17 protein-coding genes, 1 pseudogene and 1 other annotated feature are annotated in these 21,847 nt (G+C 36.1%); of the genes and pseudogenes, 10 read left to right on the forward strand and 8 right to left on the reverse strand.

Annotation, left to right across the window (positions count from 1 at the left end; translation table 11 throughout):
- The 7 genes from CDZ92_RS01335 to ysxE all read left to right on the forward strand — a co-directional run bounded on the left by CDZ92_RS01335 (position 1) and on the right by ysxE (position 7,692).
- A complete protein-coding gene (locus CDZ92_RS01335; protein WP_096153134.1) occupies positions 1 to 834 on the forward strand; it encodes a cytochrome C assembly family protein in 834 nt (277 codons plus the stop codon).
- A gap of 42 nt (positions 835 to 876) precedes the next feature.
- Positions 877 to 1,812, forward strand: a complete 936-nt coding sequence (gene hemC / locus CDZ92_RS01340) for a hydroxymethylbilane synthase (protein WP_096153136.1) — start codon at positions 877 to 879, stop codon at positions 1,810 to 1,812.
- Positions 1,812 to 2,558: a uroporphyrinogen-III synthase gene (locus CDZ92_RS01345; protein ID WP_096153138.1), complete on the forward strand. Its 747-nt coding sequence runs from the start codon at positions 1,812 to 1,814 to the stop codon at positions 2,556 to 2,558. The genes hemC and CDZ92_RS01345 overlap by 1 nt, the downstream gene beginning before the upstream one ends.
- 24 nt (positions 2,559 to 2,582) lie before the next feature.
- Positions 2,583 to 3,566, forward strand: coding sequence for a porphobilinogen synthase (hemB, locus tag CDZ92_RS01350; RefSeq protein ID WP_096153140.1), 984 nt, complete (start codon positions 2,583 to 2,585; stop codon positions 3,564 to 3,566).
- 46 nt (positions 3,567 to 3,612) lie between these two features.
- Positions 3,613 to 4,902 (forward strand): glutamate-1-semialdehyde 2,1-aminomutase, encoded by a 1,290-nt coding sequence (hemL, locus tag CDZ92_RS01355; RefSeq protein ID WP_096153142.1) that lies wholly within the window; start codon positions 3,613 to 3,615, stop codon positions 4,900 to 4,902.
- A gap of 450 nt (positions 4,903 to 5,352) precedes the next feature.
- Positions 5,353 to 6,576: a stage VI sporulation protein D gene (spoVID, locus tag CDZ92_RS01360; RefSeq protein ID WP_141395183.1), complete on the forward strand. Its 1,224-nt coding sequence runs from the start codon at positions 5,353 to 5,355 to the stop codon at positions 6,574 to 6,576.
- Between the two features lie 84 nt (positions 6,577 to 6,660).
- Positions 6,661 to 7,692 (forward strand): spore coat protein YsxE, encoded by a 1,032-nt coding sequence (gene ysxE / locus CDZ92_RS01365; RefSeq protein ID WP_157842678.1) that lies wholly within the window; start codon positions 6,661 to 6,663, stop codon positions 7,690 to 7,692.
- A 22-nt stretch (positions 7,693 to 7,714) separates the two neighbouring features.
- On the opposite strand, the gene CDZ92_RS20555 is transcribed toward ysxE, so the two are convergent.
- From CDZ92_RS20555 to CDZ92_RS01375, 3 genes and pseudogenes are all read right to left on the reverse strand, one after another.
- Positions 7,715 to 8,344, reverse strand: coding sequence for a methyl-accepting chemotaxis protein (locus tag CDZ92_RS20555; RefSeq protein WP_406564916.1), 630 nt, complete (start codon positions 8,342 to 8,344; stop codon positions 7,715 to 7,717).
- A 132-nt stretch (positions 8,345 to 8,476) separates the two neighbouring features.
- Positions 8,477 to 9,016: pseudogene (locus CDZ92_RS20560) on the reverse strand (protoglobin domain-containing protein); the annotation flags it as partial.
- A gap of 185 nt (positions 9,017 to 9,201) precedes the next feature.
- Positions 9,202 to 9,390, reverse strand: coding sequence for a hypothetical protein (locus tag CDZ92_RS01375; protein ID WP_096153149.1), 189 nt, complete (start codon positions 9,388 to 9,390; stop codon positions 9,202 to 9,204).
- Positions 9,391 to 9,582: 192 nt separating this feature from the next.
- Positions 9,583 to 9,823: a binding site (T-box leader), on the forward strand.
- 154 nt (positions 9,824 to 9,977) lie between these two features.
- Here CDZ92_RS01375 and CDZ92_RS01380 point away from each other — a divergent pair.
- The gene (locus tag CDZ92_RS01380) at positions 9,978 to 12,623 is read left to right on the forward strand and encodes a valine--tRNA ligase (protein WP_096153151.1); all 2,646 of its coding nucleotides are present in this window, start codon (positions 9,978 to 9,980) and stop codon (positions 12,621 to 12,623) included.
- 292 nt (positions 12,624 to 12,915) lie between these two features.
- On the opposite strand, the gene CDZ92_RS01385 is transcribed toward CDZ92_RS01380, so the two are convergent.
- From CDZ92_RS01385 to CDZ92_RS01405, 5 genes are read right to left on the reverse strand one after another with little or no spacing between them, the layout of a single operon-like run.
- A complete protein-coding gene (locus tag CDZ92_RS01385; RefSeq protein ID WP_096153153.1) occupies positions 12,916 to 14,250 on the reverse strand; it encodes a bifunctional folylpolyglutamate synthase/dihydrofolate synthase in 1,335 nt (444 codons plus the stop codon).
- A complete protein-coding gene (locus CDZ92_RS01390) occupies positions 14,251 to 15,126 on the reverse strand; it encodes an ATP-grasp domain-containing protein (protein ID WP_096153155.1) in 876 nt (291 codons plus the stop codon).
- Positions 15,127 to 15,130: 4 nt separating this feature from the next.
- Positions 15,131 to 16,024, reverse strand: coding sequence for an ATP-grasp domain-containing protein (locus tag CDZ92_RS01395; RefSeq protein WP_096153157.1), 894 nt, complete (start codon positions 16,022 to 16,024; stop codon positions 15,131 to 15,133).
- A complete protein-coding gene (locus CDZ92_RS01400; protein ID WP_096153159.1) occupies positions 16,021 to 16,674 on the reverse strand; it encodes a hypothetical protein in 654 nt (217 codons plus the stop codon). Before CDZ92_RS01400 ends, CDZ92_RS01395 begins: the two co-directional genes overlap by 4 nt.
- Positions 16,671 to 18,539: a hypothetical protein gene (locus CDZ92_RS01405; RefSeq protein ID WP_096153161.1), complete on the reverse strand. Its 1,869-nt coding sequence runs from the start codon at positions 18,537 to 18,539 to the stop codon at positions 16,671 to 16,673. Before CDZ92_RS01405 ends, CDZ92_RS01400 begins: the two co-directional genes overlap by 4 nt.
- A gap of 91 nt (positions 18,540 to 18,630) precedes the next feature.
- On the opposite strand from CDZ92_RS01405, the gene CDZ92_RS01410 reads away from it, so the two are divergent.
- Together CDZ92_RS01410 and CDZ92_RS01415 are read left to right on the forward strand one after the other, a co-directional pair.
- On the forward strand, positions 18,631 to 19,926 hold the full coding sequence (locus tag CDZ92_RS01410) for a bifunctional folylpolyglutamate synthase/dihydrofolate synthase (RefSeq protein ID WP_096153163.1): 1,296 nt from the start codon (positions 18,631 to 18,633) through the stop codon (positions 19,924 to 19,926).
- Positions 19,927 to 20,041: 115 nt separating this feature from the next.
- Positions 20,042 to 21,769 (forward strand): sensor domain-containing diguanylate cyclase, encoded by a 1,728-nt coding sequence (locus tag CDZ92_RS01415; protein WP_096153165.1) that lies wholly within the window; start codon positions 20,042 to 20,044, stop codon positions 21,767 to 21,769.
- Positions 21,770 to 21,847 lie beyond the last annotated feature (78 nt).

Genomic DNA, 21,847 nt, shown 5'->3' on the forward strand with positions numbered 1-21,847 from the left:
ATGTTAGAGATAACGATATTAAGGTTGTATGAGTTAACGATTATTTTGTACGCCTTGAGTGTCCTAATGTATTTTATAGATTTTCTTCATAATGACCGGAAGGCAAATCGTATTGCCTTCTGGTTGCTTGCAATTGTTTGGGTGCTTCAAACAATTTTTTTGTTTCTACGAATGATTGAAACAGGAAGAATACCTATATTCACCCTATATGAAGGAATGTATTTTTACACATGGGTACTCATTACTTTTTCTTTAATTATTAACAGAATTTTACGAATGGATTTTATCGTATTCTTCACAAACATCATCGGTTTTATCGTAATGGCCATACATACTTTTACGCCGTATCAACATGAATCTCAAGTTGTGGCACAAGCTTTAGTTTCTGAATTATTAATCATTCATATTACAATGGCAATTCTAGCTTACGGAGCGTTTTCTCTTTCGGTAACCTTTTCGATCCTATACTTACTACAATATAAACTATTGAAAGAGAAAAAATGGGGAAAAAGGTTGTTAAGAATTCACGATCTAGCTAAGTTAGATCATATGTCATACGTTTTAAATGTGACTGGTGTACCTTTGTTTCTTTTATCTTTGATTCTTGGTACAATTTGGGCATATATTAAGTTGCCTGAATTTCAATGGTATGACTTGAAAGTTATCGGTTCCTTTTTTGTTATTGCCGCCTATAGTTTCTACTTCTATAAACGGTTGGGAGAAGGAGTTAGTGGCAAAGCTAATGCTAACTGGAATATAACGGCATTCTTGGTTGTATTAATAAATTTCTTCCTACTCGGAAGATTGTCAAACTTTCATTTTTGGATTTTATAAAAATATACTATCGCGTCTAACGCTTTTTAATTAGGAGGAACTATGACTAGAAAAATAGTAGTAGGTTCAAGAAGAAGTAAATTAGCATTAACACAAACGAACTGGGTAATGGATCAATTGAAAAAACTAGGGGCACCATTCGATTTTGAAGTAAAAGAAATAGTAACAAAAGGTGACCAAATTTTAGATGTTACCCTATCTAAAGTTGGTGGAAAAGGCCTATTCGTTAAAGAAATCGAGCAGGCAATGGTCGATAAAGAAATAGATATGGCAGTTCATAGTATGAAAGATATGCCAGCGGTTCTTCCAGAAGGATTAATGATTGGATGTATTCCTTACCGCGAAGACCACAGAGATGCATTTATTTCTAAAAACCATGTGAAATTTGAAGATTTACCAGCTGGTTCTATCGTTGGTACTTCTAGTTTGCGTCGTGGAGCACAGCTTTTAGCGAAACGTAACGATATCGAAATTAAGTGGATTCGCGGAAACATTGATACTCGTTTAGCTAAACTACAAAACGAAGATTATGATGCTATTATTTTAGCAGCAGCAGGACTTGCTCGTATGGGTTGGTCAAATGATGTGGTTACTGAGTTTTTAGATGAAGAACTTTGTGTACCGGCAGTAGGTCAGGGTGCCTTATCAATCGAATGCCGTGAATCTGATAAAGAATTATTAGATGCTCTTCAACTATTAAATGATAAAACGACTGAAAGAGCAGTTACTGCGGAACGTGCTTTCCTTCATAAAATGGAAGGTGGTTGCCAAGTTCCAATTGCGGGATTTGCTGAAGTTACAACGGAAGATAAGGTTAAGTTAACCGTATTAGTAGGTGCTCCAGACGGTTCTGTATTGTATAAAGAAACGGTTGAAGGAAACGATCCAATGCAAGTAGGATTAGAGGCAGCCGATAAATTAATAGAGCAAGGTGCTAAAAAGTTAATTGACGATGTGAAAAAGGAGCTAGATAAGTAATGAAAAATTCGTTGCCACTCTTACATAAACGTATTCTTATAACGAGAAGCAAAGAGCAGGCAACAGATTTTTCACATCTAGTGGAAGAGTTAGGAGGGACTGCACTTGTTGTCCCTCTTATTCAATTTTCACTACCAGCAAACGCTGAAGAAATCTCGAACCAAATACAAGAATGTATGGCAGAGATGGATATTGTGGTTTTTACGAGCACAAATGGAGTTGACTATTTTTTTCAACTTTATGATAAGCCAATACATAAAAAAATAGCTGCTGTTGGGGAAAAGACAAAAGAAGCATTAGAAAGTAGAGGTCTTTCTGTAACGGTAATGCCTAATAAATTTACAGCCGAGCATTTACTAGACTCATTAACAGATGAAGTGAAAAAACAAGCATCCATCCTATTGATTCAAGGGGATTTAGCTCGACCTATATTACGTGAACAACTTGTAAAATTAGGATACAATGTAAAACAAATAGTGGTTTATGAGAACACCATGCCAAACGCATCCCTACATAAGTTAAAAGAACTATCCAATGAAAAATTGGACATTGTTACATTTACAAGTCCTTCATCTGTTAGAAATTTTTCAAAAGTCATTCCACCTGATTGCTTAAAATCAAACGTTGCTGTTATCGGCCCTATTACAGAAACAGCAGCAAAGCAACTAGGGTATACTGTCCAAATAAGCCCTGAAAAATATACAGTTCAAAGTTTAGTGGAATCAATTGTTGATTTTTATAAATGATAAATACGTTTGAGGAGGAAAACAATGGAGAAATTACAATTTCAACGTCACCGCCGCCTTCGTGGTTCAGATAATTTACGAGCTTTAATTAGAGAAACAAAATTACAAAAGGAAGATTTAATTTTTCCTATTTTTATAGTAGAAGGCGAAAATCAAAAAAATGAAGTAGCTTCAATGCCTGGAGTATACCAAATTTCTTTAGATTACTTACATGCTGAAATGCAAGAATTAACGGAATTAGGAATTAAGTCTGTCATTGTTTTTGGCGTACCAGCACAAAAAGATGAAGTTGGTTCTGAAGCATATCACGACCATGGTATCGTTCAAAAGGCAATTGTACAAATAAAAGAAAACTTCCCAGAATTAGTAGTAATAGCTGATACTTGCCTATGCCAATATACGAATCATGGACATTGTGGAATAGTAGAAGAAGGACAAATCTTAAATGACCCTACACTTGATTTATTAGCAAGAACAGCTGTAAGCCAAGCAAAAGCAGGTGCAGACATTATTGCACCGTCAAACATGATGGACGGATTTGTTGCTGCCATTCGTCACGGTTTAGATGAAAACGGATTTGAACATATTCCAATTATGTCTTATGCCGTTAAGTATTCTTCGGCATTTTACGGCCCGTTCCGTGATGCTGCACATAGCTCACCGAAATTTGGAGATAGAAAAACATACCAGATGGATCCTGCAAACCGTCTAGAAGCAATGCGTGAGGCAGAATCCGATTTAATGGAAGGTGCCGATTTCTTAATCGTCAAACCTGCCCTATCCTACTTAGATATCATTCGTGATGTAAAGAACAATTTTAATGTACCAGTTGTTGCTTATAACGTAAGTGGAGAATATTCCATGGTGAAAGCCGCTGCTCAAAACGGATGGATTAATGAGCAAGACATAGTAATGGAAAGTTTAACAAGCATGAAACGTGCAGGTGTAGATTTAATAATTACATACTTCGCAAAAGACGTTGCACGTTGGTTATCAGAAGAAAAATAATAGCTGAAACTTGTAAGTCCAATCGATTAGGAAAGGATGATAAAAAATGAGAAGTTATGAAAAATCAAAACAAGCTTTTATTGAATCATCGAAAGTATTACCAGGTGGGGTAAATAGCCCTGTACGTGCCTTTAAATCAGTAAATATGGATCCTATATTCATGGAGCGTGGAAAAGGCTCGAAAATTTACGATATCGATGGAAACGAGTATGTAGACTACGTACTATCATGGGGACCACTTATCCATGGTCACTCTAACGACAGAGTAGTAGAAGCGATTAAAAAGGTAACGGAAAGTGGTACAAGCTTTGGTGCACCGACTTTAATTGAAACGGAACTTGCTAAACTTGTAATTGACCGCGTGCCTTCGATTGAAGTAGTACGTATGGTAAGCTCAGGTACAGAAGCCACAATGAGTGCTTTACGTTTAGCTCGTGGTTATACTGGCAGAAACAAAATTGTGAAGTTTGAAGGCTGCTACCACGGACATGGTGATTCATTGCTTATTAAAGCAGGTTCTGGTGTCGCTACGCTTGGTTTACCTGATAGTCCAGGTGTTCCTGAGTCTGTTGCTCAAAACACGATTACAGTCCCTTACAACGACTTAGAAAGCATTCGTTATGCATTCAAAGAATTTGGAGAAGACATTGCAGCAATTATCGTAGAACCTGTTGCAGGAAATATGGGTGTAGTACCACCTCAACCTGGATATTTAGAAGGTTTACGTGCTGTAACAGAAGAGTATGGCTCTTTACTTATTTTTGATGAAGTAATGACAGGGTTCCGAGTAGATTATGGATGTGCTCAAGGGTATTACGGAGTTACTCCTGACTTAACGTGTTTAGGAAAAGTAATCGGTGGTGGACTACCAGTAGGTGCATACGGTGGAAAAGCGGAAATCATGGCGAGAGTGGCACCAGCTGGAGATATTTATCAAGCTGGTACATTATCAGGTAATCCACTTGCAATGACTGCTGGATATGAAACGTTAGTTCAATTAACACCAGATACGTACAAAGAATTCGCTCGTAAAGCAGATCGCCTTGAAGAAGGCCTGTTAGCTCTAAAAGCTAAATATGACATGCCGTTAACAGTAAATCGTGCTGGGTCCATGATTGGCTTCTTCTTTACAAATGAAAATGTAACAAACTATGAACAAGCCAAAACATCCAACCTAGACTATTTCGCAACATATTTCCGCGAAATGGCTAATAACGGAGTATTCTTACCACCTTCCCAATTCGAAGGATTATTCTTGTCTACAGCACACACAGACGAAGACATCGAACATACATTACAAGCAACAGAAAAAGCGTTTGCGGTAATTAAAGGTTAATAAGATGCAGCTAAATTAAAATAGACACTCATTCTCCTACTTGCTAGGAGAATGGGTGTTTTTTGTTGTTTGGGTAATTATAAAATCCTTCTATAACTGTTTTGAGGAATGATAAATTTTGAGGTGTAGAATAAAATTGTCTAAGTGTAACAAAATTTTAAGAAAGTGTAGCATAAATCCATGAAGGTGTAGCATTAAGGTTGAGAAGTGTAACAAATACATTGATAGTGTAGCAAAAAGTACCCGAAGTGTATCATAAATTATCAAAAGTGTAGCAAAAAATTTATAAAGTGTAACAAACATTAGTTTCACCACGTATTGAAAACAAAGATATAGACAAAACGGTAAAAAACTCTATTTTTCAAAAAATAATCATATTTCATCACTAAGACTCATACACATTTTTAGTGACATAGTAAAATTTTTTATAGATTGAAAGGAGGAAGCCCTTTGTCTTCAGAACAACAATCGTGCTTACGTTTTTCAGTAGAGGAGTCTGTATGGTTTCAAAAAGGACAGGAAGTTAGCGAACTTATGTCTATTTCATTAGATCCTGATATACAAATCTTTGATCAAGATCAATACGTTTCCATAAGGGGAGCTTTATATTTAACAGGGGAATATCAAGTGGAACAACAAGAAGATCCAACGTATGAACCGGTAAATTTAGCTCGTTTAGTGGAAAACGTGGAAGAAAGAGAAGATGGTTGTTTTGAATTAAACCACCGTTTTCCTGTAGATATAACGATTCCGAAAAATCGCATTCAAAATCTAGAAGACATATTTGTTTCGATTGAATCGTTTGACTACCATTTACCAATGCGTGGATGCTTGCAACTTGATGCAGAGTTATCTATTTCAGGAATTTATGGCCATCAACAAAGTGTGCCACAAGTAGCAGAACAACAAGAGCAAGAGGAAGAAAGAGAATTAGAACCTCTTTACCTTAATGGACAAGAAGAGGAAGAGGATGAGCCATATAATCCATTTAAGTTTTATAGTGAATCAGATGATTCATTTGGAGTAGAGCAAAATGAGGAAACGGTTAGAGATGCATACTACCAAAATCTAAGTCAAGAATCTGTTAATCAAGAAGAAGCAGATGAAGTGGATTATAGCGAGGTATTACGTCAAGAAACAGAGGCTGTATCGCCGGAATATCAAAATGAAGATGAACAAGAAGAACTAGAGCACGAAGAAGACTTCGATACATTTGAAGTAGAAGTCAGAAAAGATGCAAATATAAGCGAAACACAAGAAGATGACTATGCAAATAATCCTTTCTCAGCACCTAACTATGCGTTCCAGTCTAAGCAAGAGGAAGTAGAAGAAAAAGAAGAAAATGTTATTTCTTTCTTAGCTAGACGTGAAGAAAAACAAGAAACACCTAAAGCTGTAGTGAAGCAACAACAACAGCCCCAAGAGCAATGTGAAGCAGAACGTGACGAGAATGATCTCAGTCTAACAAAGTTCTTTGCGAGTGAAGATAATGGTGAGGACTTTACACGTTTAAAAATCTGTATTGTCCAAGACGGAGACACAATGGATACAATTGCGAAACGCTATGATATAACGATTCAACAATTAATTAGGGTGAACCGTTTATCCACAGAAGACGACATCCATTCTGGCCAACTACTATACGTACCAGCTACTGCATATTCAAACTCTTAAGCTAAAAACATGTGAGTTAGGGTTTCCCTTTCTCACATCTTTTTTATTGGGATGACACAAAAAATAGAAAGAGAGTTTTTGCAAATGTCAAACGAAAAACAATATGTGGAACAAGTGTTAGCGCAATACAACATCCAACCCGAACTACTTCAACAATACGGAAAAGTCTGGAGAGTTGGCACAAAAAAAGACACGTTTGCGTTAAAAAGAATAAATAAGCGGGACGCATACAGCTTATTCATGAACATTCATTCCATGTACCAAAGAGGAATTCAGTCGATCGTACCAATCTATAAAACTAATCAAGGATATTACTATGTAGAAGACCAACAAGATGTATACTATTTAATGCCTTGGATAGAAGCAAAAGAAGAGAGAGAAGTCGACTTTAAAGATAGTCTGCTTTTTAAAGAACTGGCAAAGCTTCATAACTTAACCGTTCAAGAAAAAGAGTATGAGGAAAAGGATATAACAGACTTTTTTACTAAAACATCAGAAGCGTGGAAAATTAATGCAGAGAGATTAGAGAAATATGTGGATGAATGTGAGAAGAAAACATATATGTCGCCATTCGAATTACAAGTTTGTACAGCAGCTCATGAAATCTCATTAGCAAACAAGTTCGCAAACAGTCAATTAGATAATTGGTATGAACAAATGAAAGAAGAAAAAAAGCATCGAACAACATTCACACATGGTAGAATATCTTTTCACCATTTTCTGAAAGACGAACAAGGAAGAGGGTATTTTACAAGTTGGGAGCGCTCGAGAAAGGCACCTCCTGCAAATGATATTGTTGCATTTTATCATCGTTATTTAAGCACATACCCTTTATACTGTGACGAGTGTGTAGACTGGTATTATGAATATCAAAAAGACTTTCCGTTAAGAGAAACAGAGAAATCATTAGCCTTGTGCCATTTAAGTTATCCGAGGCCATTTATGAATGTATTAAACAATTATTTAGAGAATAAAGAAAGTAATAAAAAAATGCGAAATGAAAGGGAATCAGTACGCAAACTACAAGATTCGTATTGGTTGGCAAAGAATATTGAATATGTAGCTGGACGAATTAATCAGATAGAAGAGCAAAAGAAAAACAGCGCTCAAACATAATAAAAGTTTGAGCGCTGCCGTTTTAAATACGTTCAGATTTTTTTAGTAAGTCTTCTGTTAATAGAGTTAAATTACTAGTGTTGTTTGAAATTTCATTGAAAGAAGAAACAATTGCCTCTAAATCTTCTTTATTTTGTTCAAACCTTTCTAAGTAATTGTCCATCTCCATTTTTACCGTCATTAATCCGCCTTTTACTTGCTGGATTTTCGTTTGTGATTGTTGAGTTGCTTCATTCATTGAACCAAATCTATTTGTTAAATTTACTATTTGGTTACTACTTTGTTCAATTTGCTTTTTAATTTGTGTGCTCATTACTTTACTATTTTCTGCAAGTTTCCTAACTTCGCTAGCAACAACGGCGAAGCCTCTACCTTCTTCTCCAGCACGCGCTGCTTCAATCGAGGCGTTTAACGCTAGTAGGTTTGTTTGATCTGCAATGTCATCAATACCTTTTGTCATCTCCACAATTTGTTCAGAGATTTCTTGAAGTGTTTTTATTTGTTGAAGTGATTCGGAAACATCGCTTGATACGACATTAAATGTTTCCATCATCACGTTCATTTGCTTTTCATTTTCATGTGTTAAATGTAAAAGGTTTGTACTACTTTTTTGTGTAATAGACGTATCTTTTAATACTTGTTCGGCTTTCATATTCACACTGTGGATCGTTGCTTCTGTTTGTTGAGCAGAAGCAGCAACTTCTGAGCCAATACCTGTCAATTCTTGCTGAAGGTGTAGATTACGTAGATTGGCTTCCTCTAGCAATTCCAAACGAGCATTTAAATAATTATCGACAACTAATTGTGAATCAAGGTTAAACAATTGTTGTACTGCCGTTAATAGCTCAGTAAGCTTTTCTGGTTCTTTATGAAATGCTTCTACAACTTTTGGTATTAAGAGTGATTGAATGGTGGAGTAGGATGCTAAAAACCAAGTTACTGGTAGTTGTGCCCCGTTATGTGTCTTACCAATTCTATCTCTTAAAGCAAAAAACTCATCATTTAAATCCCCACTTAATAAACTAGTAAAATATTGCACAAAAACAGCTTTTAATCGTTCTCTACTAGTTTTTGTTTTTGCAATATGTGTTAGTGTCGGTTGTTTATATAAATGATCTAATACTACATTTAGAAGTTCACTTAAATGCTCCTCAAATAATGGCTTTGCTTCTTTTAATACTTGTATATGTTTTTTCGTTAGACCCATATAATAAATACGAGATGCTAACTCTTTATTATCTACTTTCACTACTTCTTCGAGCGATGGTAATCTTAATTCTGGATGATACGTATGTACCTCTTTCTTCTTAAAAATTGCCAACATGCAATAGGACCCCTTTACTAGTTCGTTTCTCTCATTGTATAATATCGGCTAGTCCTAATCTATTTTGAATATGCTATATAAAATATAAATAAAATAAAATGTGTATTGTATGGAAGCGCAAGCCGGACCGCCATTAATAACGGGGACTTGCGCCAAAAATTATTAGTTGTGTTGTGTTTTTCTGATTAAATCCACTCAAGATGAAAGCAAACAGCTAGTATAATACAAAACGATAATATAAGAACGTCAAAGGTTGTTGGTAGAAAGATCGTTCGAATTCCTTGAAAAATGCAGATGGGAATAATGAATTGCGCCACTAATGCACGAATTTGTCTTAACCAGGGTGGTAGTGAATAAGGATTATACTTTCTCACAGTCGGTTCTCCTTTCTAACAATTACTTCTCAAAACTACTTATTAATACAACGTATGTAGAAACAAGAAAAATAGTGCCCAACCCAACACTTTTTTTCCACAGAGTGCATATTGTGTGAAAAAGGTGGAAATGCTTATTGACGTCACCTATCTTTTTTAGGTAACATATATAAGTAAATAATATATATGATTGTAAATACTGTGATTGGGAAGAGTACAGCGCAACCCCTTTAAGAGAGAGAAACCCGTGGCTGAAAGGTTTCTTAGGCAACGTTTCGTTGGAAGGTAGCCCATGAGTAGCTTCAATGAACATATGAACCATTAGTTGAAGCCGGTGAAGAGCCGTTATCTTTATTGAGAGTGCTAAAAATAATCTCATTATCTTTAGCAAAAAAAGGTGGTACCGCGAAACTTAACTCCTTTCGTCCTTTTAATTGGATGAAGGGAGTTTTTTTATTTAGTGGTTAGTGGATAGTCTTTAGTGGTTAGGTGTAAAAAAATCAATAGACATTCCTAACTATAAAACAATAGCCAAAGCTAACCACTAACCACTAACCACTAATCACTAAAAAGGAGGCATCAGTTTGATGGAAACTAAAGAAATCAATCTTCCAACCAAATATGATCCAAACACAGTAGAAGCAAACCGTTACCAGTACTGGTTAGACGGCAAATTTTTCGAAGCAACAAACGACCAAGGAAAAGAACCATACACAATCGTTATCCCACCACCAAACGTAACAGGTAGATTACACCTAGGCCACGCTTGGGACACAACATTACAAGATATCCTAACACGCATGAAGCGTATGCAAGGTTACGACGTACTTTGGTTACCTGGAATGGATCATGCTGGCATCGCTACACAAGCAAAAGTAGAAGAAAAACTTCGTAACGAAGGAATTTCTCGCTACGACCTAGGTCGTGAAAAGTTTGTGGAAGAAACATGGAAGTGGAAAGAGGAGTATGCTGAACATATTCGTCAGCAATGGTCCAAATTGGGGTTAGGCTTAGATTACTCTCGTGAGCGTTTCACATTAGATGAAGGGCTATCAAAAGCAGTTCGTGAAGTATTCGTTGCCCTTTACAAAAAAGGGTTAATCTATCGTGGCGAATACATTATTAACTGGGACCCTGCGACAAAAACAGCTCTATCTGATATCGAAGTTATTTACAAAGACGTACAAGGTGCGTTTTACCATATGCGTTACCCGTTAGCAGACGGTTCTGGTCATATTGAAGTAGCAACTACTCGTCCAGAAACAATGCTTGGAGATACGGCAGTAGCAGTTCACCCAGAAGATGAGCGTTACAAACATTTAATTGGCAAGAAGGTTATTTTACCTATCACGAATCGCGAAATTCCAATCGTTGGCGACGATTATGTTGATATGGAATTTGGTTCAGGTGCAGTGAAAATTACGCCAGCACATGACCCGAACGACTTTGAAATTGGAAATCGTCATAACTTAGAGCGTGTTCTAGTAATGAACGAAGACGGTACAATGAACGCTAACGCCTTAACATACAACGGCATGGACCGCTTTGAATGCCGTAAGCAAATCGTGAAAGACTTACAAGAAGATGGCGTTCTTTTCAAAATAGAAGAGCACATGCATTCTGTTGGTCATAGTGAGCGTAGTGGAGCAGTTGTGGAGCCTTATCTTTCTACTCAATGGTTTGTTAAAATGCAGCCTTTAGCAGATGAAGCAATTGCACTACAATCAAAAGAAGACAAAGTAAACTTTGTTCCAAATCGATTTGAAAACACATACTTACGTTGGATGGAAAACATTCGTGATTGGTGTATTTCTCGTCAACTATGGTGGGGACATCGAATTCCTGCTTGGTATCATAAAGAAACAGGTGAAGTTCATGTGGACCACGAACCACCAGCTGATATCGAAAACTGGGAGCAAGATACGGACGTATTAGACACATGGTTCAGTTCAGCATTATGGCCGTTTTCTACAATGGGCTGGCCAGAAACAGAATCAATTGACTACCAACGTTTTTACCCAACTTCAGCATTAGTAACAGGTTATGACATCATTTTCTTCTGGGTATCGCGCATGATTTTCCAAGGACTTGAGTTTACAGGCGAGCGACCATTCAAAGATGTACTTATCCACGGATTAGTTCGTGATGAGCAAGGGCGTAAAATGAGTAAGTCACTTGGTAATGGTGTAGACCCAATGGATGTTATCGATAAGTATGGTGCAGATTCTTTACGTTATTTCTTATCCACTGGAAGTTCTCCAGGTCAAGATTTACGTTTCTCTATGGAAAAAGTAGAAGCAACTTGGAACTTTGCGAACAAAATTTGGAATGCATCTCGTTTCTGCCTAATGAATATGGGAGATTTAAAATTCGAAGAAATCGACTTAACAGGTGATAAATCTGTTGCAGATAAATGGATTTTAACTCGCTTAAATGAAACGATAGAAACAGTAACGAAGCTAGCGGATAAATATGAGTTCGGTGAAGTTGGGCGTGTTCTTTACAACTTCATTTGGGATGATTTCTGTGACTGGTATATTGAGATGGCTAAATTACCACTTTACGGGGAGAATGAAGCGGCGAAGAAAACAACGCGTTCTATCTTAGCTTACGTATTAGATAACACGATGCGTTTATTACACCCATTCATGCCATTCATTACAGAGGAAATTTGGCAACAACTTCCGCATGAAGGTGAATCCATTACGGTTGCGAAATGGCCGGAAGTTCGTGCAGAGTTAACGGACAACGAGGCAGCAAGTGATATGCGTTTACTAGTAGATATTATAAGAGCAGTTCGTAACGTTCGTGCAGAAGTTAACACGCCAATGAGCAAGCAAATTAAACTTCTAGTTAAAACAAAAGATGAAACAATTACAGGTAAATTAGAAAGAAATCGTTCGTACTTAGAGCGATTCTGTAACCCAAGTGAATTATTAATTGGTACAGATGTATCGTTAGACGAGCAAGCTATGACAGCTGTTGTTACTGGTGCAGAGTTAATCTTACCTTTAAAAGGATTAATCAACATCGATGAAGAAATAGCACGACTAGAAAAAGAGTTAGCGAAGTTTGATAAAGAAGTGGAACGTGTACAAAAGAAATTATCGAATCAAGGCTTTATCGCAAAAGCTCCTGCAAATGTAATTGAAGAAGAGCGTGCGAAAGAAAAAGATTATGTGGAAAAGCGCAACGCAGTTCAACAACGAATTACAGAGTTAAAAGGATCCTAATAAAAAACAGCACTTACGGCATGACCGGGAGTGCTGTTTTACGTTTGTGACTTTCCAATGTGCTTTATGGACACTTGTAGTTGAATTTACCCTTGAGATGTCCATATAAAGAAAATAAAGACCAACTTTCAGTGTGAATAAATGCAAAGTGTCCATAAAAAGAAAATAAAGATCAACTGGCTCAAAATATAAATGAAACATGTCCGTAATAGAGTGGATTATGGACATATATTAACATTTCGAGACTTAAATTGGTCATAAAAATATAAACATTACTAAAAAGACCCAATAACTATAAATTTAGTAACTCATCCTTCCACACTTCCTTAGCACTACCAATTAATGATTGAGTACCTACAATAAAGATGACGGAAGGGGAGAGGTTTTTGGCGATTTTAATTGCATCAGTCATTTTCTCCGCTTTTTGCACAGAACCGTGATAAGAACTGGCTACGGCAAATGCGTCATCAGGAAACTGTTTTACCGTTTTATCCGGTGTTGTCACAATTAAATGGTGAGCAAACTCGCTACATGTCCCAATGACACCTTTATAATCTTTATTAGCTGGTACCGCAATAATGCATACAACCATCCTAGCATCAACAAAAGGTAAAATTTCTTTTAGATACATAGCAGAATCTTTATTTATTGATCCATCTAATATTACAACAGGATCTCGCGCTACAACTTCTAATCGGCCAGGCCACCTTAATTTTTTCAAAGTAGAAGAGACGATGGACTCATCTAACAGATTACCGAGAACAACTTCACACGCTTGAATAGCCAAAGAAGCATTTTCTGTTTGATAAGAACCTAACAGCGGGAGGGCTAGATTGGAAAACTCATTCCCACCAAATGTTGTGACACTAAATTCACTTCCCTCAATCGTCATGCCGTTTAGAGTAGAATGAAAATGCTCACCGTAAAACAATGTCCGATTGGCTTGCTTTTTTACTAATGGAATAACTGAATCTGTTTGCTTACCAATAATTGCACTCTCGGTACAGTCTTTTATAATACCTAACTTATGTTCAGCAATATCTTCTATCGTTTTTCCTAAAAATCCAAGGTGCTCTTCCATTATCCTTGTAATAACAGCCCACTTGTTCGGCAAAACGTTTGTATCATCAAACATCCCACCTCTTCCAATTTCAATAACATTCATATCTGTTTCTTCTTCTCTAAAATGCTTCAATGCAATAGATAAAAAAATGCCAGTCGGGCCAAGATAGTGAAGCGGCTGTTTGATCATCTTCTCTACCTTTTCGATTTCTAAGCGATTTTCGTTTATGTATTGCAAAAATCTTTCATCCGTAATTGCTTTTCCGTTCACACGAATACGTTCATTGTAATGTACTAAATGAGGGGACGTAAACAATCCAACTTTTAAGCCATGATTTTGCAAAATAGAAGCTATCATACGAGAAGTAGAGCCTTTGCCTTTGCTGCCTGTTACTAAAAGAATTTTGTTTTTCTCTGGTATAAGATCCAACCTTGTTAACAATTCTTCCGTTAAATATGGTGCTCTCGTTACGGCGTCATCTTCAAATGCTTGATAAGGTTTTGCTTTTAATAAGGAGCGATACACAAAAGAAACAGCTTCATCCATCGTTTGAAACGGATTCATCTAGTTCACTCCTTTTGTAACTTGCTCACATATAAACTCTAAATATAGCTTCACAACGTTAATGTCTGTAACTTCACATAAAGTCCTACAACCAACTACATCTTCTATTTCGTTAAAAAGAAACTTCCCCTCTATATCAAAAAGAAAATCAATGCCAGCCATCCCAAATGGAAATAGTGATATTATGTTTTCTACTATACGTATTTCTTCATCACTCAATAAATACTCTTTCGCTTGTCCACCGAGTGTGTAATTAGCTTTAAAGTCGTTGTCGTTGTAACGTAAAACAGCTCCGACAATAGTTTTTCCAACAATAAATACTCTTACATCTTTCCCAGGTGAACCTGCTAATGGTTGTAGAATTAAATCATTATTCTCAAGTAACTCTAAAGTATGAGCCAACTCACGTTCATTTTGAATCAAAAAAACTTCCTTGCCACTTCGCCCCGTCCGAGTTTTTAAGACGAAAGGAAAGGGGAGTGGAGCTTTTTTTGTGATGAGAAGTGTTTTTCTATTTGCAAAATATGTATCTAACATCGGAATGTTATGTGATGCTAATAATTGGTGTGTGAACGCTTTGTCGTTGCAAATAGAAGATACAAAACTAGAATTAAAACAAGGAAGACCGAGAGATTCTATTTGCTTGCTAAACAGCGGATTGATGTCTCGCATAATAACAAAGTCGGGAAGTGGAGCTTTATTTTTCTGGACTTCAATAAATAAATGGTTGTTCTTCACACCGAAACTAATGTCAGATTGTACGTAAAAGTGTAAGTTGATGTTTAATTTTGGTGCTTCCTCTAAAAACCAGTGGATAAATGCTTTATTTTTACTCGCATGTTCATCCTCATAAATAATCCATCCTGTTAATTGCATCCTGTCATCCCGTCACTTTCTTTAACACATGAGGAATAATAAATTCAGCTACGTTCACACCAGTACAATTGTAAATGTTACGGATGTGGGCGTTTGAATTAATTTCGCAAACAATTGGAGAGCCATCTTCCCCAAATAAAAGGTCAACACCAGCGAAATCCGCTCCAACAATATTTGCGCACTCTATAGCCAGTTCTTTTTCTTCTTGTGTTGGTTCATACGTTTCCATTCTACCGCCATTACTTACGTTTGCTCTAAAGTCGTTCTCAGAAATTCGCTTCATAGACGCTACGACTTCATCGCCAACAACATTGAGGCGAATATCTTTCCCGTAGCTAGACTGGATGAATTGTTGTAGCAAAAATGGTTTGTTTCCAATTTCTTTTATTTTCGTATGTAATTCTTCTCGAGACTGAACTAAGAAAACTTGCATGCCAAACGAGCCAAAAGCTTCCTTCACAACAAGTGGGAACTTCAGCTCATCTATAGCTACTTCAAACGGTTCCATATCTCCATGCTCGATAAAAACGAGAGGAGCTAACAACGTTTTAGGCATTGGAATACCGTGGTTTGCTAAAGTTTGAAAGGTAAGAGATTTATTATCACATATAGAAATACAAGAGGAACTATTAAAAACAGGAATCCCCATCATTTCTAAATGCATAGCTAATGGTATATCTTTGTCTAGAAAAATAACAAAGTCGGGAAGGTCATGACTCCATCTTCCTTTCAGAACAGCCTTGCCATTTTCAATAGTAGGGAAGAGGTCATTATTCTTAACTAATTTACTCGTTACCTGGTGCTTTTTTGCAGCTTTATCTATCCACTCGGCTAAATCAACAAACTTAGCTTCTTGTAAGTTACCATTATATATAATCCAGCATGTATAGTTAGTCATTTTGTTACTCCTTTAGTGAGAAAAAGTATAACTTCTTCAAGCGATTGCACGATTGTAGAGAAAGAGTGCATTCCCTCTAATAATTGCCAATTCATTTCGATTTGCAAGCAAAACACGTTACAGCTTTTAGCAATATCTGCCGAAACGGTATATGGAAATCCGGCAGTAAAAATATTATCCACTCGGACTTCTTTCACACCGTTCTTATGGAACACATCCTCGATCCGCCTTATTAGGTCGGTTCTTCCTTGAATGTTCTTGCCACGACCAGTTCCAAGGTCAATGTCGTATGGTCGATGAGGTGCCATAATGTGCAAATCTAGCACGTATTGGATGTTTTCGTCGCATATTAGTTTTTTAGCAATTTCTCTATACGTGCTAACAGGATCGTAATTTGCATCGTCCTGTTTATTTCTCGTTTTAAATATGGTAAAACAGTTTGTTGATTCTTGGAGTAGTTGAGCTATTACGCCAGTTCGAAACTCTCCTGTTTTCGGCTGTCCCTCGCGCGTTTGAGTGACACTATGTGGTGCGGAAACAAGGACGGGAATCTTTCCAATTATAATATGAAAGTCTCCTTGATTGCTCTTATATCTTTCTTCTTTAAAGACGGCATCCATCTTTACTATTTGCTCGGTAGAATATATCATGAGGAACTCCCCTTTTTTGTCGAAATACTGTATCGAACTCTCGATAGTGTTACATACATGGAGAAAGGAATAAACACAGTAATTAATAGTATTTGCATCCATGTAGTGAAAATATCAAGGGTTAATACGGTGAAAAGAACGGCCATAATAGGAACGAACTGGATATTCCAGTTTTTCTGTAAAAGGAACATCATATCTCGGCGAACCGTACAAACTTTCCCGATATTTGTAATTCCTAATTGTTCTCGAATGGAAGAGGGGACCGCCACACATATATTCATTGTACTACTAGTATTCATTACATTCGTTTCTTTTACTAATTCTAAATCGCTCATTTCTAACACTTGAACTCTAGCTGTTTTATTACGGTATTGTAAAAGAACGGAATCAGCTTCTTCAATACCGAGTAACGTCATTGTACTTTTCGTTAATCGAATAATAGAGCTTGTTTCATCAGACGTATACGGTCGGATCACTTTTAAGTCAATCGCTTTATCTCGAATAAAAACATTTAAAATTGTATCTCGTACTTTTTCTTTCCAATCTTTCTTTTCTTCTACTTTGTAATAATGATTCACAGGATAAATATATGTTGTGCGATAACCAACTTTATTTAATAAACCTTTCATTTTTAAAGACTGAGTAAATTCTAATTTATCGAGCGATTTTCCGTTCTTATAGGAGTTCTCCAATAATTCTTGCTCTACATCAGCTAAAATGCATTCTTGACTATTTGTTTTCTTTTTATGGATAAGGCTTTTATAAGTAGGTAAAAGCTCAGGTAATTGCTCATATTCAAGAAATTGACGTTGAATGTAGTTTAGCTTTATTTCATTGTCCGTTATATCTTCGTCCACCTGCACGTTATGAATATTAAAGTCGAATGAAGTTCCTGTATACGGATTCACTAATTCTAGAAAAGGTGACTGAAGACGTTGTAACTGTTTAAACGTATTTTCAGACACAATGACACAATTTTCTTGAACGAGTGATGCTCTTTGTGTTTGAATACTAGTAAACTCAAATCTAGCTGCTTGTTGAATGGAAAGTTTTCCGGTATATTCCTCATTTAAAAACTGTTTCTTTACAGATTTCGCTAGAACAATCTGTCCTCTTTCTAAATCAGCTCTTTTTCTTTCATAAACCACACATTTCTGAAAAAAACCATTGGAAGGATTGAATAAAACGAGGTAATCATGTTCCATTAGCTGTAATTCTTCCATTGTATCTTTTGAAAGTTCCACCCGATTCCACGGAACGATGCTACCAACTTTTTTATCTATTACAGGTTCAATTGTATGCCAATCATTTTTGCAATTTTCAACTTGAGTTGGCAGTATATTCATTAAAGATAGAATGATAGTGAATAAATCAGAAGGGAAATTATTCTTACTATTGATAGAGAATTTAATAGAAGGAAGTGCGTCTTTTAAACAATAATCTTCCGTATCACATATGTAACTTTCAAAGTTTGTTAATCCACATGCATTTGCTATACTGTTTACTAATGGATGAAAATGATCATTTTGCATATAGGCATATTGATTTACTTCTGAAAACTCTAACCCAATGACACCACGTATCATCTGTTTCGATATGTATTGATTAACTTTACTTTCCGTTTTATTCGTATGTTTTTTTAGGATAAGCAAATGGCAATTTGTTATTTCTTTTAACGTCATTCCAGCAGCAATAAAATCAGGTGAATCTGATTGTACAATAAGCAAGATAGGCAATGTGCCTTTTTTATATTGGTCTTTTTTAAAAGGAAAGAATTTTTCTCTTTGTAATTTACTTTTTGTTTTTGAAAAATAAGTCAAAGCGCTCTTCTTTGTAGAAAAACGATTAGAAAATAAATGTATCATTTCACGTCACCCCCACGTACAGACAATATCATCTGTCTGCTATACTAAAATATTTTACTACTTTTTACAACACATATGGAAGGAAATCACTATGTATAAAGATATTACGAAAATAGCTGAAAAGTTACTTTTACAATCCGGTAACAAAATAGAATTAGGTTTATCTAGAATGAATGAATTTTTACAATCGGTTGCAAATCCGCAGGAACAGCTTAAGTGCATCCATGTAGGTGGAACAAACGGCAAAGGCTCTACCGTCAAATATTTAGAAGGCATGCTAATGGAGTCTGGCCTCACTGTTGGTGTCTTTCACTCCCCGTATTACGAAGCAATAAACGACCAAATAACAGTTAACGGTACATACATAAGTGACGAAGAAATTCATCGTATTATAAAGCATTTCGAAACCACTGTAAAAACGAAAATAACAGAATTTGAATTGTTAACCGCCATAGCTCTTTACTATTTTTCATCGGTGAAAAAAGTAGATATTGCGCTAATCGAAGTCGGGATGGGTGGGGAAGACGATTCAACAAATGTCGTTGAGCCAATTGTATCGATCATTACAAATGTAGGAATGGATCATGCTGATTTTTTAGGAAACAGTTTAGTAGAAATAGCCAACAAAAAAGCGGGAATCATAAAGCGTGGAATTCCCCTTGTTTCAAGTGTAAGTCAAGAAGAGTTACGTCATTTGTTAAAAAATAAATGTGCCGATTTCGGATGTGATTCCTACTTTTTAAAGGAAGAGTTTAAAGTAGAGTCTATTAATCAAGATACATTAGGAGAAACGTTTATTTTCAATTATAAAGACCAAACGATAGAAAATATTTATATCCCATTGACCGGTGAACATCAAATACAAAATGCTGCTCTTGCAGTGATGACTTATTTATTATTAAAAGACAAGCAAATGGTAGTCAGTAACGAGCAACACATGAAAAAGGGACTAAAGAATGTATCACACGGAGGTAGATTTGAAATTATGTCCACCTCTCCAACCATAATACTAGATGGAGCTCATAATCTTGAAGCAGTCGAGATGCTAGTAAAAACGATACAACATAAGTTTTCTAATAAAGATATCACAATTGTTTTCTCTGCATTTAAAGATAAACCTATTCGAGAAATGGTAAACGAACTCACAAAGCTAGGTGGCAAAATTATCTTTACAACCGTGCCTTCTCCAAGAAACATTAGTGCGAAGGAGCAATACAACATTGCTGGTATAACGAAAGCATCCTATGAAGAAAACTGTGAAACCGTAGTGAAGCAAGAAATATTAAATTGTAAACAACATAACAATCTATTAGTAATTACCGGTTCCTTACACTTTATATCAATAGTTCGGAAGTATTTACTAGATTTATCGAAAGTAGAAAAATAGGGGGAAATTCTCCTATTTTTAAATTATTTTTTTAATGACAAAAGTTAGAAAATTTGTTAAACTTAGCTTAATTATATTGTTTTCGGAAAAAGCGAAATAGAGGGGAGGTAAGTGAGTGTCAGGACTTGAACTTAGTTGGCAAAGAAACAGTTTAATTTGGGCTGCTTTTGTTATCTTTTTCCCAATTATTGTTTGGACAGGTTACATAGTATCACCAGTATCTATAGCAGAAATACCGGTATGGCACGTAGTAGGTTTTACTATTTTAATGATCATCCTTGCTCTCATCCCCATTATTGTTGCTGATGTTCCAATCTTTTTAATGCAAGGTGTTTCATTGGCAGTCTTTTTATCGTTTGGTTTGTTTGTTGAAATGACCCTAACTATTTTAGGTGTTGTTGCCTTATTAATATATGTAAGAATAAGTAAAGCAGAGTCGTACAGAATACCTATTAACCTCTTAATGTTTTCATTAGCTTCATTAGCCTCTGGGTTTATTTTCTATTTTCTTGGAGGAGTGCACGGAAGCACAAATTTACTCTTACCATCGGTTATTGTTCCTATTCTAGCTCATCAATTCACATATTTTATGATGAATCAGTTAGGACTCTACTTTATAACAAACTACATACATAGAATGAAAAAGAAGTTTTACTCTATTGATACAAAGTGGGACGGTGTTACAAGTATAGTAGTTTTACCAGTTGGGATCATTCTTTATATGTTGTACCAGCAGGTGGATGTTGCTGCATTATTTTATGTAGGACTACCGTTTGTCATTTTAGCGCTAATTTTAAGGCTATATCATAATAGTGAAAAGGTAAATAGCTATTTACAACGTGCCGCAGATGTGGGACATGAGATGACAGAAAAATTAAATGTGCAAGGTGTTTTAGATATTTTTCTAGAAAAAGTAACGGCTATTTTTCCTGCTGACTATGCGGCGATTATAAATGTTTTGGATGAAAAAGAGTTTCGGTTGTTACGTGAAATAAATAAGCATAACATTGATGCAGAAACTAAGTTTATGTACTACGGTGGGATCTGTTATGATGTACTCATTTCTAAAAAAGGTGTTTGTTATGAAACAAATAAGAAGTGGAAAAAACCTGAAGTAGATAAACAATATACGCTAAACAGTTTAATGTGTGTGCCTGTCATACGTAACCAACAAGTAGTAGGGTTAATTATATTAGCAAAGAAAAAGAAACGTGCGTATGATAAATCACAGCTAATGATATTAGATATTCTAGCTTCTCACTTCGGCGTCGCAGTTGAAAAAGCACGCCATTACGAAGAGACGAAGAAAAACAGTGAACGTTGTGCATTAACGAAACTATATAACTATCGCTTCTTTGAAAATGTGTTGGAAAATGAGTTTGGAAAGCTAGTTACAAAGGAAAATACTAGTCTTTCACTTATTTTACTTGACCTAGATCATTTTAAGAGGGTAAACGATACGTATGGTCATCAAAGCGGAAATGAAATATTAATCCAAGTCGCAAACAGATTGTCGACGATTGTTGGTACAAACGGAATCGTTGCTCGTTACGGCGGAGAAGAGTTTGTCATTCTCTTGCCAAATATGGAACGTAAACATTGTTACGAACTAGCAGAGAAAATAAGACTTAATCTTGCAAATCGTGCATTTACATTGAAACAACATATAAAAGAAACGAACACAGCTCAACTTGTTAAAGTCACAGCGAGCATCGGCTTTGCAACAGCTCCAGATGACGCAGAAGATGGATTAAGCCTAATCCGCCACGCCGACCGTGCAATGTATGTAGGAGCGAAACAAGCTGGAAGGAATAAAGTAGCGGAGTATCGGAAATCTTCGTGACGCTATAGTGTTAATGGATAGTTTATAGTTGGTTAGGAAAATAGAAGAAAAACACTAGTAACCGAATTCACTTGGCTA

The organism is Bacillus sp. FJAT-45066, assembly GCF_002335755.1.
Taxonomy (GTDB): Bacteria; Bacillota; Bacilli; order Bacillales; family Bacillaceae_I; genus Bacillus_CD; species Bacillus_CD alkalisoli.